General features: G+C 61.0%; 10 protein-coding genes. 4 read left to right on the forward strand and 6 right to left on the reverse strand.

Annotated features, from left to right (window positions below):
- Window positions 1-46: 46 nt before the first annotated feature.
- The 5 genes from ACB034_RS04860 to ACB034_RS04880 form a co-directional block, all read right to left on the reverse strand.
- Window positions 47-2,188 carry a lysine decarboxylase CadA gene (locus ACB034_RS04860; protein WP_371172235.1) on the reverse strand — a complete coding sequence of 714 codons (2,142 nt, stop codon included), beginning with the start codon at window positions 2,186-2,188 and terminating at the stop codon, window positions 47-49.
- Window positions 2,189-2,266: 78 nt separating this feature from the next.
- Complete coding sequence (gene cadB, locus ACB034_RS04865; RefSeq protein WP_042027882.1) at window positions 2,267-3,601, reverse strand: cadaverine/lysine antiporter; 1,335 nt, start codon at window positions 3,599-3,601, stop codon at window positions 2,267-2,269.
- A 760-nt stretch (window positions 3,602-4,361) separates the two neighbouring features.
- A complete protein-coding gene (cadC, locus tag ACB034_RS04870; protein WP_371172236.1) occupies window positions 4,362-5,891 on the reverse strand; it encodes a lysine decarboxylation/transport transcriptional activator CadC in 1,530 nt (509 codons plus the stop codon).
- A gap of 380 nt (window positions 5,892-6,271) precedes the next feature.
- Entirely contained in the window at window positions 6,272-7,552 is a 1,281-nt protein-coding gene (yjeH, locus tag ACB034_RS04875) for an L-methionine/branched-chain amino acid transporter (RefSeq protein ID WP_371172237.1), read from the reverse strand.
- Window positions 7,553-7,820: 268 nt separating this feature from the next.
- Complete coding sequence (locus ACB034_RS04880) at window positions 7,821-9,113, reverse strand: HAAAP family serine/threonine permease (RefSeq protein WP_026456090.1); 1,293 nt, start codon at window positions 9,111-9,113, stop codon at window positions 7,821-7,823.
- 498 nt (window positions 9,114-9,611) lie between these two features.
- Between ACB034_RS04880 and ACB034_RS04885 the strand changes: the two genes are divergently transcribed.
- Both ACB034_RS04885 and ACB034_RS04890 read left to right on the forward strand, forming a co-directional pair.
- Entirely contained in the window at window positions 9,612-10,550 is a 939-nt protein-coding gene (locus ACB034_RS04885; RefSeq protein ID WP_042027891.1) for a LysR family transcriptional regulator, read from the forward strand.
- A gap of 73 nt (window positions 10,551-10,623) precedes the next feature.
- Window positions 10,624-12,036, forward strand: coding sequence for an MATE family efflux transporter (locus ACB034_RS04890; protein WP_224210183.1), 1,413 nt, complete (start codon window positions 10,624-10,626; stop codon window positions 12,034-12,036).
- 84 nt (window positions 12,037-12,120) lie between these two features.
- Here the strand turns inward: ACB034_RS04890 and tyrS are convergent, their stop codons facing one another.
- Window positions 12,121-13,320 carry a tyrosine--tRNA ligase gene (tyrS, locus tag ACB034_RS04895; protein ID WP_371172238.1) on the reverse strand — a complete coding sequence of 400 codons (1,200 nt, stop codon included), beginning with the start codon at window positions 13,318-13,320 and terminating at the stop codon, window positions 12,121-12,123.
- Between the two features lie 109 nt (window positions 13,321-13,429).
- Here tyrS and ACB034_RS04900 point away from each other — a divergent pair, with 109 nt between their 5' ends.
- On the forward strand, window positions 13,430-14,755 hold the full coding sequence (locus ACB034_RS04900) for a peptidoglycan DD-metalloendopeptidase family protein (RefSeq protein ID WP_371172239.1): 1,326 nt from the start codon (window positions 13,430-13,432) through the stop codon (window positions 14,753-14,755).
- A 232-nt stretch (window positions 14,756-14,987) separates the two neighbouring features.
- Window positions 14,988-16,097, forward strand: coding sequence for an anhydro-N-acetylmuramic acid kinase (locus tag ACB034_RS04905; protein WP_371172240.1), 1,110 nt, complete (start codon window positions 14,988-14,990; stop codon window positions 16,095-16,097).
- Window positions 16,098-16,099 lie beyond the last annotated feature (2 nt).

Genomic DNA, 16,099 nt, shown 5'->3' on the forward strand with positions numbered 1-16,099 from the left:
CACACAAGAAAACCGAAGGAAAAACGGGCCTCACGGCCCGTTGTGATTAGTCTGCCTGGCGCAGCACCTTGACGGTGTAGCTGCCATCGGCCTGACGGTAGAGGCCGTGGATGTCGGTCTCGAAGCCCGGATAATGGGCACCGATCTCGCACAGCATCTCGAGGAACTCGAGCACCGGCAGGGAGTCGGAGGTCACCATCTCGCCCGGCAGTACCAGGGGCACTCCCGGCGGGTAGGGCAGGATCATGTTGGCGCTGATGCGGTCCACCATGTCACGCAAGGGCACTTCTTCCACGTTGCCGGCCAACTCCTGCTGCCAGGCGGCGTGCGGAGTCATCTTCATCTCCGGCAGCACGTCGAACGCCTTGAACATCAGCTCCGGCAGACGGTACTTGCGGGTCAGATCGTGGATGCGCTGGGCCAGATCCTGGATACGCATACCCTCATAGAAGGCCGGATCTTCGCGATAGAGGCTCGGCAGAATGCTCTTGATGGTGAGATTCAGATCATAGCCGCGCTTGAACTCGGTCAGGGCGCGCAACAGCTGCATCGCCTTGGACTTGTCGATACCGATGGAGAAGAGGAACAGCATGTTGTAGGGGCCGGTCTTCTCTACCACGATGCCGCGTTCGTCCAGGAACTTGGAGACCAGGGAGGCCGGGATACCGCTCTCCAGCAGCTGGCCATCGCGGCCCATGCCCGGAGTGAGCAGGGTCACCTTGATGGGATCCAGGTACATGTGTTCGTCGTCGATATCCTTGAAGCCGTGCCAGTCATCCTTGGGATCCAGCTTCCAACACTCGACTGTGTCGATGTTGTCCGGTTGCCATACGTCGAAGAACCAGCCTTCGCTCTCGGTACGCAGGCGCTTGATCTCTTTACGGAAAGAGATGGCGCGATCGATGGAGTCCTTGATCAGCCGCTTGCCGGTGTTGCCCCGCATCATGGCGGCGGAGATCTCGGTGGACGCCACTATGCCGTACTGCGGCGAGGTGGAGGTGTGCATCATGAAGGCTTCGTTGAAGGTCTCTTCCTCCACGTCGCCCTTGATGTGGATCATCGAGGCCTGGGAGAAGGCCGCCAGAAGCTTGTGGGTGGACTGGGTCTCGTAGAACACCTTGCCCGGGATGGCGTCGCCGCTCATGCCGCACTTGCCCTCATAAATCGGGCTGAAGTTGGTGTAGGGCACCCAGGCGCTGTCGAAGTGGATGAAGGGGGTATCCAGCGCCTCCTTGATGAAGCCGGTGTTGTAGAGCAGACCGTCATAGGTGGAGTTGGTCACCACGGCGTAACGCGGCGCCTGGGCACCCGGAGTCGTGGCCACCTTGGTGGCAATGGTCTCGCGGCGGAACTCGCTCTGCGGGATGCCGCCGAGGATGCCGTAGGCGTTGCGGGTCGGGCGGAAATAGATGGGGGTCACGTCGTTCATCATCATCAGGTGAGTGAGCGACTTGTGGCAGTTGCGATCCACCAGCACTGTGCTACCCGCCGGCGCCGAGTACATGCCGACAATCTTGTTGGCGGTGGAGGTGCCGTTGGTGACTATGTAGGAGCGATCGGCGTTGAAGGTACGCGCAATGTACTCTTCGGCATCCTTATGGGGGCCGGAGTGATCCAGCAGGGAGCCGAGCTCCGGCATGGAGATGGAGACGTCCGCCTTGAAGGCGTTGGGGCCGTAGAAGTCATAGAAGAGGCTGCCGGCCGGGCTCATCTGGAAGGCGGTACCGCCCATGTGACCCGGAGTACAGAAGGTGTACTTGCCCTCTTCCACATACTTGAACAGCGCCTTGGTGAACGGCGGCAGGATGGCGTCCTGATAGTCCTGGGTGGCCTGGTTCATCTTGAGGGCGATGTCGTCGGCCATGCCGAGACGGTACTCGAAGAAGTGCACGTTCAGGCGCAGATCGGTCAGGTGGATGTCGAGGGTGGACTGATCGTTGGCGAAGGCGAAGATCGGCAGCTTCTCGTTGCGATCGTGGATCTCCTTGCACAGACCCAGCGAGTATTTGTCCCAGTCGAAGATGGCGCCGCAGACGCGCGGGTTCTTCTCGATAAGCTTGAGCAGATCGGCCACATCGACCGGATAGACGACCTCGAAACCCTTGCGCTCGAGGGAGGCTTGCAGCTGGCGGATGGGTTCTTCTTTAAAGAAAACGCCCAGGTGGTTGAGGATGGCAATGATATTCATCGTAATGCTCCACACGTAAGGGGGCGCTCTCCATCAGGGATGGTGAGTGAAGAGCGCACGGAAGATGAAAAGGGAGAATTAGTGGCTGGTCTGCTCTTTGAGCAGGGCGTCATGCTGACGCAGCCCCTGTTTTTTGGCGTAGAACATCAGGATGATGAGCGACACCACGAAAGTAGCGGTGAGGTTTGACCCCTTAGCACCCATCAGGGCCACCAGACAGAAGACACAGGCGACACCGGAGAAGATCATGGCGCCAACGCTGCGGGAGGTCATGCCCTCGAAACGGATCAGGTTAATGCTGGAGTAGAAGTAGGGCAGCATGGTCAGCAGCACAGCATCCGTGGTCAGCACGTTGAACAGGTCGGCCGCGTGGGCGGACTGGGAGGTGAAGGCGGTCAGGCCGATCATCAGGGCAGTCATCTTGAGGGAAGCCAGGATCAGCCCCTTCTTGGCCACGCCGTTCTTGTCCACTTCGCCATAGACTTTCGGGAAGTTGCCATCGTGGGCGGCGCGCTTGCCCGCCTCGCCCACCAGCATCATCCAGGAGCCCAGGGAGGTGAAGCAGGCCAGGGCGGTGAAGGCGGACACGAAGGGGGCGGACCAGCTGCCGAAGATGGCGGAAGAGGCCATGGCAAACGGAGCGCCGGAGGCGGCCACTTCATCGGCCGGGAACATGCCGCCGATCACCTGGGTGGAGAGGATGTAGATGACACCCGCGATGCCGGTACCCAGCATGGTGGCGAGCGGTACGGTGCGCTTGGGATTTTTCACCATGCCGGAGGAAACGGCAGCGGACTCCACACCCACGAAGGACCAGAGGCAGATCAGCACGGCGCTGATGACCGCATGGATATCGCTGCTCCCAGTGGTGTTCCAGTTCTGGCTGTAGAGGGCGCTGTCAAAGTGGCTCCAGCCGATCAGGGCGGTGCCCACCACCGGCAGCAGGATCAGCACCAGACCCAGGGTACAGAGCCGGCTCACCCAGCTACCGCCAAGCAGGTTGACGAAGGTGAAGATCCACACCGCAGCTATGGTGGCCACGGCGGCCGGGATCGGGCTGTTCAGGATGGGGAAGAAGACGGAGAGGTAAGAGACGCCGGTGATGGCGATGGCCAGGTTGCCAATCCAGTTGGCGTGGTAATAGAGCACGCCGGTCTGGAAACCGAACACCGGGGAGATCTCGCCGGCGTAGGCGATGGGGCCCCCTTCCTGCGGGTTCTTGGTGGCGAGGCGGGCAAACACAAAGGCCAGGCCCATGGCGCCAACCAGACAGATGGCCCAACTGAAAATCGAGATGGAGCCAATAGTGGCCAGGGCAGAGGGCAGCAGGGCGATGCCGCTCCCCATCATGTTGCCGGCCACCACGCCTGTACAGGCGATAAGGCCGATCTTCTTGCTCGTATCTAGGGACATAAGATCTCCGGTGCTATAAAAAGTCGGGTCGTCACAGACATATCTGACGGCGTCACCCGCCAGGGAATGGCCACAGACTAGGCTCCCGGTCACCGGAAAACATAAAGTCCCGCTAAGGGATAAAAATATGAGTGAAGTTTTTTTCGCCTTCTTTCCCATAGAGATAAAGCTGTTTAAAAACAGAAGGTTGATTCACCCATCAAGCCCCACCTTGATAAAACCTTGATACCGGCAGCGCCTCTTGATGGGCCTTGATAATCCCCTTATCAAGCCGCCTTGATATTTTTCTCACCTCCTTGATAAGTACAAAGGGCAGATGGCATTCCCCTGCCCTCCCCATCGCTAGCCGGCAACCGGATACGGCTTCGCAGCCATCGACAAAATCGCTGCCGGATGACGCTCATCTCCACCAAGAGGACCACCGCAAGCGTGAAAGGTGGTGCGCCGGACAAGCCATCCCAAGGCACAAAAACGGACACCTCTAACAAAGAGGCACAAAGGCAGAGGAAAGCGCGCAGTCGCTCAGGGCAGAGAGGCTGCAACGGGACAAGAGTGGCAAGTCGCAACCCGACCGGACTGCGTCATGGCAAGCAGAAAGGGAGCAAAAGAAAGAAGGGACAAGGGCAAGCTAACACACCATCTGGTCTGCGAGCGACTCTTGCAGCCATCCCTCAATAGCGGACGCCAGACAAGCAAAAGGCCGCCCGCAGGCGGCCTTCACGACTGACCTGAGTGGCGGTCAGCCGCTTTATGCAGGCACTTAGAACAGCTTTACCTTGCTCTGGCCCAGAGTGTTGAACAGCGCCGGGGTCAGGGTCTCCATATTGCTGTAGAAACCGAGTTGCTGGCAGAGTAGATAGGTCTGCTCGGTGGCCTCCATCAGGAAGGCGTGGCTGTAGGCATCCCCCGCCGCCTCGGGGCGGCCATCCAGCTCGGCCAGCTTGCCCTGCAGTATGTAATAGAGCACGGAGCGGCCCCGACCGGCGGCCTGCGCCAGCAGCTCGCCTGCCTGTTGCTGCTGGCCATTCAGGATGGCTCTCAGGCTCAGTGCCTCCCAGACCCGGGCGGGCAAGGTTCCGCTCTGAACCTGCACCACATGGGCCAGATGATCGCCAATCTCCTGCAGGGGGTCGCTCTCGGGTTCACCCGTGAGCGTCGCCAGCACTTCACCGGCCAGATAACGCTCCGCCAGCAACAGGGGCTGATCCGGCTGGCTGGCCAGGGATTTGTCGAGCAGGTCGACCCCCTGCTTCAGCGCCACCGGGTCGCGGCTGTTGGTGTAGTAGCGAGCCTCCATCATAGCGATCAGGGAACCCGCATCTGTGGGCCAGCCCATGCCCGGCTGCGCCTGTGGCTGTTCGAGCACCTGCAGCAAATCCCGGCTGCTCGCCTGCAGCACCTCGTGAACGTTGTCGCGACTGAACAGATACTGGTGGCTGAACAGCACCCGGTTGGTATTGAGATTGCGATACTCCAGATCCAGATAGGCGCCTCTCGGCTGGCGGGAAACCCGCACGCTCAGCTCCTTGCCGGGCCTGATCCCCCCCATCAACCGGGTAGCCCCATACTGCACCCGCAGCGGCGTGGCGGCCGCCACCTCCCCCATCAGGGTGCGGGTGATGCCGTCGGCGAGGCGCACATCCTGGTTGTTACCGTCCAGGCCGGCGTGGAAGCGAAACACCAGCAGATCCGGATCCAGCATGGTGTGCACCTGGGGAGCAGCATGCTGGTAGCTGAGCATGCTGACGATGGCGACCAGCACCAGGGCGACGAAGATATCGAAGCTCGCCATCTTCCAGCGGCTGCGACCGTCCTTGCCATGGGTGGAGATGGCGCGGGTCAGGGGGCCAGCCGGGAAAGGAGTCACATTATGCGCCGTCTCATCCACCACCTTGTCGACGCTCTCCGGCTCGCCGTCCGTCTGGCTGGCGGCCGGCAACTCGTCCGCCATCACCAGACCGACCACCTGCTGCACGCGCACCGGCGCCACCAGCTTGTAGCCGCGCTTGGGCACGGTCACGATATAGTCGGCCGCATCGGTGCGGCCATCTTTGAGGATCTTGCGCAACTCGAAGATGGACTGGGTAACCACCTGATCGGTGACCTCGGCGCCCTCCCATACTTCGTTGATCAGGGCGTCACGACCAAACACGGTGCCGGCATTGCACGCCAGAAACCGCAACAGATTGACCAGTCTGGGCTCGAGGTAGACCTCCCGCTCGGGGCGCGACAACATGTTGTCATCCACCCTCAGGGTCCAGTCATGGATCTCAAAAATCGATTCGCTCATGGTTCACTCACTGCAGATGAAGACGATGCACGATGAGAGCGACGTAAGGCCGACACTGACGAAACGGCACAGGCTGCCGTCACACCGGGCGACAGCGTTGGGAAACCGTGAAGATAATCGGGAGTCAGTCTGGCCACACCATCCTGTTACGTCTGGATGGCATCCTTGCGGGCACCCCGAACTCGGCGAACGGGGAAAATCACTTTAAGCAAAACGAGAGATAGATCCCACTTTTTTTGCCGACAAATCGCCTCTGAATTGATCCGGCACGGGGGTTTTTGCGGGCTGGCGAGCAAGTCAGTATCCATATGAAAAACAAAAGCCCCCGTGTAGCGGAGGCTTGTTCTGCCCTTTATCCGTAGTCCTTTATCCGTAGCCCTTTACTTGCAGACGGCGAGCATGTCCCGTTCGCGGCTACGGCGCAGATGACGGCGCCACAGGGAGAAGAGGCCGTAGCCTGCACTCAGCACCACCGCATAGAGCACCTCGGAGGCGAGCGCCACCAGCACGGCGGCGCAAAGCAGCACGCTGAGCCCCGCCAACCCCTTGCCCACCCCGCCGAGCAGGCGCCAGCCCGCCGCCATGCAGAGCAGATAGACCAGCACGAAGTTGCCGTTGGCGTAGCGGATCAATTCATCCAGCGGCAGCTTCAGCCAGATGATCAGGGTGATGGAGAGCAGGCAGATGGCAAGCACCCAGCTGAGCGCCAGCAAGGGGGCGCCCCGGGCGGTGAGGCGGGCCAGGGAGGCTGGCAACTTGCCTTCGCGCGCCATGCTCCAGATCAGTCGGGCAAAGCCCTGCAGATAGATGTTGATGCTGGCAAAACAGGAGAGGTAGCCGAGGATCGCCACCAGCCACTTGGCGGCGGGACCAAACAGCAGGGCCAGCAGGGAGGGGATGGCGGTGGCATTCTTCGCCTCGTCCCCATAGAGGCCATATTTCAGTACCACCAGCGAGTGGATCCAGTAGATGAGCCCCGCCAACAGCACGCCACCGAGCAGGGCAAGGGGGTAATCCCGCTCCGGCCGCTTGAACTCCTCCCCCATATGGGCGAAGGCTTCCAGCCCGACGAAACACCAGAACATCACCGCCAGCGCCGTGCCCATGGCAGGCCACTCACTGGCGGCCGGCAACGGCTGAGCCGCGTCGCGCCAGCTCAGATCCCCCTTGAACCAGATAAGCAGGGTGAGCCCCAAAATGGCCAGGGCGATCAGCAGCTGCAGGTTGCCGGAGGAGCGCGCCCCCCGCAGCCCGAGCAGAAAGACGCCGAGCAGAGTGAGCAGCTGGATACCCCACAGAGTCCACTCCCCCATGTCAAACAGGGCGTGCCAGAACCCGGCGGCGATCATCAGGGCGGCGGGCAATCCCACCGGCAACACAGCCAGAAACAGGAAGGCGGAGAAACGCTCGGCGCCATTGCCGAAGGCGAGCCCTATCAGGTGCGGCGCCCCACCGGCATGGGGATAACGGCGCCCGAGGCGGGCGAAGGTAAAGGCGATGGGCAGCACCAGCGCAATCAGCAGCAACCAGGCCCAGAGCGAGGCCCCACCCGCCAGCGACGCCGCAGTCGCCGGTACCACAAAGATACCGGTGCCGAGCAGGGAGGTAGCGAGCAGCCCCATCCCCTGCCAGAGCCCGAGATCCTTCTTCAACGCAGACATATCCTTTTGTCCCGATTCAAAAAATGTCCAGCCATGTTAGGCCTCCCCCGCCCCTTTGTTAAGCCTTTTGGCGCCAGGTGGCCAAGGCTTGTCGACTGATCACTCAAAAAGCGTCAATGGGGAAGAAACACGAGGAGAACCGCGCCATCCCTGAGAAGAAAATACAGGCGCGGCCCGCTCTGTTACACGGCGCATCGCTCAAGCTCGAAAAACAAAAAAGCCGCCTCTTGCGAGGCGGCTTTCTCTTTCAACTGATTGATCTGTGTTATCAGGCAATCAGCTTGTAGATGATGCCGGACATGGCGATCAGGCCAATGATGGTCACGAAGCCGTTGCTGATGTTGCCGGCGTACTTACGCATGGCAGGTACCTTGGCGACGGCGTACATCGGCATCAGGAACAGCAGCATCGCGATGATGGGGCCGCCCAGGTCTTCAATCATGCCGAGGATGCTCGGGTTGATGGTGGCGATGGCCCAGGTGGTCAGGATCATGAACACCGCGGTGATCTTGTTCAGCTGCTTGGTGTCAACCTTCTTGCCCTTCTCGCGCAGCGCCTTGGCCATCAGGCCGTTCATGCCCTCTTGCGCACCCAGGTAGTGACCCAGGAAGGATTTGCTGATGGCAACCATGGCGATCAGCGGTGCCACTGTGGCGATCACCGGGTTGTCGAAGTGGTTGGCCAGGTAGGACAGGATGGAGATGTTCTGCTCCTTGGCAGCCGCCAGGTCAGCCGGGGAGAGGCTCAGCACGCAGCTGAACACGAAGAACATCACTGTCATCACCATCATGACGTGGGCGCCCAGCAGGATGTTGCTGCACTTCTTCTCGGCTCCTTCACCGTAGCGACCCTTGTTGTCCACCGCGAAGGAGGAGATGATCGGGGAGTGGTTGAAGGAGAACACCATTACCGGAATTGCCAACCACAGGGTTTTGATGAAGTCACCGCTGAAGGCTTCGGACAGTGCCGGCGCTTCGGTGATGATGGCACCGTTCCAGTGCGGGATCAGGTAGAGCGCCAGGCCCATCAGGGTGATCACGAACGGGAATACCAACACGCTCATCGCCTTGACGATCACGTCGCCACCGAGGCGAACGATCGCCATCAGGCCGAGGATCAGACCCAGGGAAAGCAGGACGCGCGGGGGCGGCGTCATGCCCAGCTGGTGCACCATCAGGCTCTCGACCGTGTTGGTGATGGCCACGGAGTACATCAGCAGGATCGGGTAGATGGCGAAGAAATAGAGCAGGGTGATGAACTTGCCTGCGGTCTTGCCGAAGTGCTCTTCCACCACTTCGGTGATGTCGCCATCACGGGTGGAACCGGACAGCACGAAACGGGTCAGACCACGGTGGGCGAAAAAGGTCAGCGGCAGTGCCAGGATCAGCATGGCCACCAGCGGCCACAGACCACCGACACCGGCGTTGATCGGCAGGAAGAGCACACCGGCACCGATGGCGGTACCGTACAGACCCAGCATCCAGACCACATCGGCCTTGTTGAGGCCACGGGAAGCCTTGCTGGCTACAAGACCATCAGCTGCAATATTCATGTCAGACATATGTTGTTCCTGTCATCTAGGAAAAGGGATTCTTGTTGTTCATTCGGGCCTTGGCCCGGCTCCTCATCCCTGGAACAGCGGTCGTCCATGCTTGCAATTCATCACGTACACCCCGGCAATCAAGTCATCACTCCTTGTGACAACAAGGCCGCAACAATCGGTGCCGCGAAACATAGCCATTGAGGTCCAAATCAGCCCAGATTAACAATCTGGAAACAAGAGACGCTCTCGATGGAATGACTGTAATTAAAAGACCCTATCAATCACAGCGTTTTTTTGAATTAATCAACCAAAGTTTGATTCGAATCGCTTTTCGACCGACCAAGATCACATTAGAGATGCCTTGCCTTGAACTTTTTTTAACAATTCAAATTTCATTTGGTATTTTCACTCCATTTTTAGTTGTTACTTTTCGGCAACATTCCGTCTTTTACGGTGGATTGTGCCCCGCTCCCCCTTGGCGTACCCTTGTGAGCCACACCTCTTCGTGGATTGCCGATGACCATTACCCGTACCGATCTCGCCGAACTGGCGGTGTTTGCCGCCGTCGCCCGCCACCGCAGTTTCAGCAAGGCAGCCCTTGAGCTGGGCGTCTCTGCCTCAGCCCTGAGCCACAGTCTGAAAGGTATGGAAGAGCGGCTGGGGGTGCGCCTGCTCAACCGCAGCACTCGCGCCGTGGTGCCGACCGAGGCGGGACAACGCCTGCTCAAGCAGCTGCTGCCCACCCTCAATACCCTGGAAGAGGCCCTCAGCGAACTGGCCCGCAATAGCGACGAGCCGGTGGGACGGCTCAAGATCTGCGCCCCGCGCAGCGCCATCGACAGCCTGCTGGCGCCAGTACTCATCGACTATCTGGGGCGCTACCCCAAAATGCAGGTGGAGGTGGTGGAGCAGGAGCTGATGCCGCGGATGATCGAGGATGGCTATGACGCCGCCCTCTTTTACGGGGATCTGTTGCCCAAGGAGATGATCGCCATCCCCCTGGGCCCGCCCCAGCGCTATCTGGTGGTGGGCTCCCCCGCCTATCTGGCACAGCACGGCATGCCTAAGCACCCGAGCGAGCTTAGCCGTCACGCCTGCATCGGCTATCGCCTCACCCCTCATCATCACTACCGCTGGGCCTTCGCCGCCGATGGCAACCTGCTGGAGATAGAGGTGACGGGGCCACTCACCACCAGCACCCCTGCCCTCTATCTGGGGGCGGCCGAGGCGGGGCTGGGGCTGGCCTATTGCCTGGAAGAAGAGGTGACCCAGAAGGTGGCCCAGGGCAAACTCGTCACGGTGCTGGAGCCCTGGAGCCCCACCTTTGCCGGTTTCTATCTCTTCTATCCCAGCCGGCACCAGCTGGGCAGCGGGTTGCGCATCCTGATCGACATGCTCAAGGCGCACTACCAAAACCCTGAATTAATGAGCAATACTCATCAATTCATCAAGTAAAACCAGGATTATCACCAAAAAAGAATTAATCTAGACTGTCTGCTCGATAATCGAACTCCGCAAGAGAACAGATATGTCTGCCTATTTCACATTGCGACAACGGGCCATGACCCGCCGCTTCTGGGCCTACGCCCTCCCCTCGATCCTCGCCATGCTGGTATCCGGTGCCTATTACCTCATTGACGGCATCTTCGTCGGCCATTTTGTCGGCGCCGCTGGCCTTGCCGGCATCAACCTGGTCTACCCCGTCATCATGGTGCTGATCGGTCTCGCCGCCATGATCAGCATGGGAGCGGCCACCGCCATCTCCTTCCAGCAGGGGGCGAAGAACATCCCGCTGGCACGCCAGGCGCTGGTCAATGCCCTCTGGCTGCTGCTGGTGCTGGGGGTGACCGCTCCCGTGCTGCTCTATTACACCCACACGGATATATTGCTGGGGCTTGGCATAGAGCAGGGCACCGAGACCTGGCAACAGGCCAGCGATTACCTCTACTGGATCGGTGGCGGTACCCTGCTGCTGGCCAGCAACCTGGCTGTGCCCTATCTGCTGCGCAACGACGGGCGCCCCAAGCTCGCCATGGTGCTGGTGAGCGCCGGCGCCGTGCTCAACATCCTCCTCAACTATGTGATGGTGGCCAAGCTGGAGCTGGGCCTGACCGGTACCGCCCAGGCCACCCTGATGGCGGAGGGGACAGTGAGCCTCATCGGCCTTGGCTACTTCTTTACCCCCTATGCCAGACTGCGGCTGGGCTGGCGTGATCTGGTGCCCCATCTTCCCGCCATGCCGAACCTGCTCTTTACCGGCCTGCCGAGCCTCATCGCCCAGTTCAACCTGGGACTGCTGCTGATGCTGCACAACAGCCAGCTGATGGTGCATGGCAACGTGAAGGATCTGGCGGGCTTTACCGTGGCCGGCTATACCGAGGCGGTCTTTATCGTGATCCTGCAAGGACTCGCCTTCGGCATCCAGCCCCTCATCAGCCAGGCAGCGGGGGCCAGGCGTCATCGCAATCTCAAGTACCTGATGGAGATGGGCCTCAAGTTCACCCTTATCTACGGCATGCTGGTGTGGCTCACCATCCAGCTGCTGCCCCGGCAAGTGGCCATGCTCTATACCGGCAGGGAGGATCCCGAACTCATCGATGCCGCGGTCAGCAGCCTGCTGCTCAATCTGGGGGCGATTCCGCTGGAGGGGGTCATCATGTTCGGCATAGTGCTGCTGCAATCCATGGCGCGCACCCGCCAGGCGCTGATCATCTCGATCGCCAAAACGGTGCTGCTGCTGCCGTTCATCTTCCTGCTGCCGCTGATGTGGGGCAAAGACGGGGTACTGATGGCCCAGCCCGCCACCGTGCTGCTGCTCACCCCGCCGCTGTGCTGGCTGCTGTGGCGCGAGTGGCTGCGCCTCAAGCGTGCCTGTGCCCCCCAAACTCATCGGCGCCGGGCCGTGGCGACGGCGGCACGCACCGTCGAGCTGGCACGCTGACGCTCGGTAAAGACCGCGAATGACAGTTACAAAAAAGCCTCCGCAAGGGAGGCTTTTTCATGGCAGCGGTGTTCAGATCACGGCTTATTTAACGGTCACCCGGGCAAACTTGCGCTTGCCGACCTGGTAGACGGCAGTGCCGGCACCAATAAGCACCTTGCCATCTTCCAGCTTCTCGCCGTCAACCTTGACCGCGCCCTGCTTGATCATGCGCAGCGCCTCTGAAGTGGTGGCAACCAGCTCGGCGTCTTTGAGCAAGTTGGCAATCGCCAGCCCTTCCCCTTCCAGCGCCAGTTCGACCTCCGGCATCTCGTCCGGAATGGCGTTCTTGGAGAAACGCTGGGTGAAATCTTCGTGGGCCGCCTCGGCCGCCGCCTCGTCGTGATAGCGAGTGATGATCTCTTTCGCCAGCCAGATCTTGACGTCGCGCGGGTTCAGGGTACCGGTGGCGATACCGGCCTTGAACTCTTCAATTTCGGCGAGCGGGCGGAAGGAGAGCAGCTCGTAGTAGTTCCACATCAGATCGTCGGTGATGGACATGATCTTGCCGAACATCTCGCCCGGAGCGTCGTGCACGCCGATGTAGTTGCCTGCGGACTTTGACATCTTCTTGACGCCGTCCAGACCCACCAGCAGCGGCATCATCAGCACGCATTGGGCGGCCATGCCGGCATCCTTTTGCAGCTCGCGACCCATCAGCAGGTTGAACTTCTGGTCGGTACCGCCGAGCTCGACGTCCGCCTTCAGGGCAACCGAGTCATAGCCTTGCAGCAGCGGATAGAGGAATTCGTGGATGGCGATGGATTGGCCGTTGCTGTAGCGCTTCTTGAAGTCGTCGCGTTCCATCATGCGGGCCACGGTCTGCTTGGCCGCCAGCTTGATCATGCCGGTCGCGCCCAGCTCGCCCAGCCAGCTGGAGTTGTACTCGATGCGGGTCTTCTTGGGATCGAGGATCTTGAACGCCTGCTCCGCATAGGTGAGGGCGTTGTGCTTGATGGCCTCTTCGGAGAGCGGCGGACGGGTAGTGTTCTTGCCGGAGGGATCCCCCACCATGGCGGTGAAATCGCCGATCAGCAGGATGATCTCGTGACCCAGATCCTGGAAGGTCTTCAGCTTGTTGAGGATCACGGTATGACCCAGGTGAATGTCGGGAGCGGTCGGGTCCATGCCCAACTTGATGCGCAGGGGGCGCCCTTCCTTCAACTTGGCAACCAGTTCTTCTTCAACCAGAATTTCTTCCGCTCCGCGCTTGATCTCGGCTAGCGCCACCTCGAGCTGGGACATTTTTTGACACTCCAATCACGATTCCACAGGGCCAGACATATTACTGGAATGGCGGGCCAATTGGAAAGGCTGTAAAATCCTTCCATTCTGCTCGACTGCATCAACTTCCATGGTTATTTGGCACGCCTTCAATTCTCTTCCCCACTGGCATCGCAAGATGGTGCTTATCCTGAGCATCCTGACCATGATGCTGATCGCCTGGCCCAGTGAACAGGCCGTCGCCACCCGGGTCGATGACAACGGCAACGAGATTGCCATGAGCGAGCAAACCGACGAGGCCCCCACTCCTGCCGAGCTGACTGCACAAGTGGAGCAGCCGGTCACCCCGCCCAAACCGACCTATATCACCAAGCAGGTCAAGGTTCGCCGGGGCGACAACATGGGGATCATCTTCCAGCGCCTGGGTCTGAGCACCACTGACCTGCACCTTATCGATCAGCTCGAGGGCAGCAACCCGCTGCGCATGCTGCAGCCTGGCCAGGAGCTCACCTTCAAGCTCACCCAGAACGGTGAGCTGCACAGCCTTTATTATCCCCATAGCCTGGAGCAGGCCCTCAAGGTGAGCCGTCAGGATGACACCTTCGTGGCCCGCAACGTCAAGATGGCCCTCGATACCCGGGAGCTGGTCAGCAAGGGGGAGATCCGTTCCAGCTTCTGGGGCGCCGCCGTCGAGGCGGGCATGACAGAGGATCAGATCATGGATCTGGCCGCCATCTTCGGCTGGGACATCGACTTTGCCCAGGATCTGCAGCCGGGGGACAGCTTCCGGGTGGTCTATGAGGAGAAATTCCGCGACGACGAGCGGGTTGCCTCCGGCGATATTCTGGCCGCCGAATTCATCAACCAGGGCGAGATCTACCGCGCCGTCCTCCATGACGATGGCAACTACTACACGCCCCAGGGCAAGGCGATGCGCAAGAGCTTCCTGCGCGCGCCAGTCAACTTCAAATACATCAGCTCCAACTTCAACCCGCGCCGCCTCCATCCGGTAACCGGCAAGATCCGCCCCCACAACGGCATCGACTATGTGGCGCCTGTGGGTACCCCCATCATGGCGGCGGGCTCAGGCAGCGTGGTGGCCGCCGGCTACAACCAGTTCAACGGCAACTATGTCTTCATCAAGCATGCGGGCAACTATGTGACCAAGTACCTGCACCTCACCAAGCGCACCGTCAACAAGGGGCAGCGGGTGAAACAGGGGCAGACCATAGGTACTCTGGGGGGCACGGGCCGCGTAACGGGTCCGCACCTGCACTATGAATTCGTAGTGGGCGGCGTGCACAAAAACCCGCGCACTCTCACCCTGCCCCAGGCAGAGACACTCACCGGGCGCGAGCTCGCCAACTTCAAAAAACTGGCGACGCCGCAGTTGGCCAAGCTGGACAGCTCCGAGATCCAGCTGGCCCAGAACAAGCGAAGCAACCGCGGCAATTGAGCCTCGGGCGGGTCATTACCGCCGGATGACAACTAACAGTAACGACGGGGGCATGGCCCCCGGACTTTTATCTGGCGCCTTTGGCACATGGCCGAAGGCGACACACGGGGAGACAAGATGAGTGAACGTGATACAGGGCCAATGTCGGGCACCGGAGCTGGCCCCGGCATCATGTGTCACCCTCCCCTCTCTGTAACCCCTGACCAGGTTTTCCGTCATACAAGGAGATGTCATGAGTGAGCGCTATATCGGGTTGATGTCGGGTACCAGCATGGACGGGATAGATGCCGTGCTGCTGGCCATCGACGGGGAGCGGCTTAAGGTCGAGGCGGCGCTCTGCCACCCCTGGCCGGCACCGGTTGCCCGCGAGCTGCATGCCCTCTGCACCCCGGGCGAGAACGAGATAGATCGCATGGGCATCGCCGACAACCTGGTGGCCCGGGAATTTGCCGCCGCCACCCGTGCCCTGCTCGTCAAGGCCGGGCTGACCCCTGCCGATATCCGCGCCATAGGCTCCCATGGCCAGACCATCCGCCATCGCCCACAGCTCGGGTTTACCCTGCAGATCGGCAACGGGGCGCTCCTGGCTGCCCTCACCGGTATCGATGTGGTGGCCGATTTTCGTACCATGGACATGGCCCTCGGTGGCCAGGGCGCCCCGCTGGTGCCCGCCTTCCATCAGGCACGCTTCGCCAGCCCCGGCGCTCTGCGGGTGGTGCTGAACCTCGGCGGCATCGCCAATATCTCTGTGCTGCCGGGCGCCGCCGACGGGGTATACGGTTTTGATACCGGCCCCGCCAACACCCTGCTCGATGGCTGGTATCGCCGCCACCATCCGCACGGGGGCGACTATGACGCGGGCGGCCGCTGGGCGGCCAGTGGCACTCTTATCCCCGATCTGCTCGCGCAGCTGCTTGCTCACCCCTACTTCACCGCCCCCTGGCCCAAGAGCACGGGGCGGGAGATGTTTACCCTGGCCTGGCTGGACGAGGCCCTGGCGGGTCAGGCTTACGACCCAGCCGATGTGCAGCGCACCCTGCAGGCACTGACCTGCCACAGCATCGCCAGTCAGCTGCCAGCCCTTGAGGGAATGGCCGAAAACGGCGAACTGTTTGTCTGTGGCGGGGGCGCCCATCACGGCCCGCTGCTGGCGGAACTTGCGGCGCTCTTGCCCGGGTGGCGCATCACCACCACCGACGAGCTGGGCATCGCCCCGGACTGGGTAGAGGGGGCCGCCTTCGCCTGGCTGGCGCAGCGCTTTATCCATCGCCTGCCCGGCAACCTGCCCGCCGTCACCGGCGCCAGCCGCCCTGCCATACTGGGCGCCCTCTATCCCGCGTAAGC

It is taken from the genome of Aeromonas sp. S18(2024), assembly GCF_041402525.1.
Taxonomy (GTDB): Bacteria; Pseudomonadota; Gammaproteobacteria; order Enterobacterales; family Aeromonadaceae; genus Aeromonas; species Aeromonas enteropelogenes.

Coding starts and splice junctions, on each gene's coding strand:
- tyrS (WP_371172238.1), bottom strand. CDS start 13,320: ATGTCCCAGCTCGAGGTGGCGCTAGCCGAGATCAAGCGCGGAGCGGAA.
- yjeH (WP_371172237.1), bottom strand. CDS start 7,552: ATGTCTGCGTTGAAGAAGGATCTCGGGCTCTGGCAGGGGATGGGGCTG.
- ACB034_RS04885 (WP_042027891.1), top strand. CDS start 9,612: ATGACCATTACCCGTACCGATCTCGCCGAACTGGCGGTGTTTGCCGCC.
- ACB034_RS04890 (WP_224210183.1), top strand. CDS start 10,624: ATGTCTGCCTATTTCACATTGCGACAACGGGCCATGACCCGCCGCTTC.
- cadB (WP_042027882.1), bottom strand. CDS start 3,601: ATGTCCCTAGATACGAGCAAGAAGATCGGCCTTATCGCCTGTACAGGC.
- ACB034_RS04900 (WP_371172239.1), top strand. CDS start 13,430: ATGGTTATTTGGCACGCCTTCAATTCTCTTCCCCACTGGCATCGCAAG.
- ACB034_RS04905 (WP_371172240.1), top strand. CDS start 14,988: ATGAGTGAGCGCTATATCGGGTTGATGTCGGGTACCAGCATGGACGGG.
- ACB034_RS04860 (WP_371172235.1), bottom strand. CDS start 2,188: ATGAATATCATTGCCATCCTCAACCACCTGGGCGTTTTCTTTAAAGAA.
- ACB034_RS04880 (WP_026456090.1), bottom strand. CDS start 9,113: ATGTCTGACATGAATATTGCAGCTGATGGTCTTGTAGCCAGCAAGGCT.
- cadC (WP_371172236.1), bottom strand. CDS start 5,891: ATGAGCGAATCGATTTTTGAGATCCATGACTGGACCCTGAGGGTGGAT.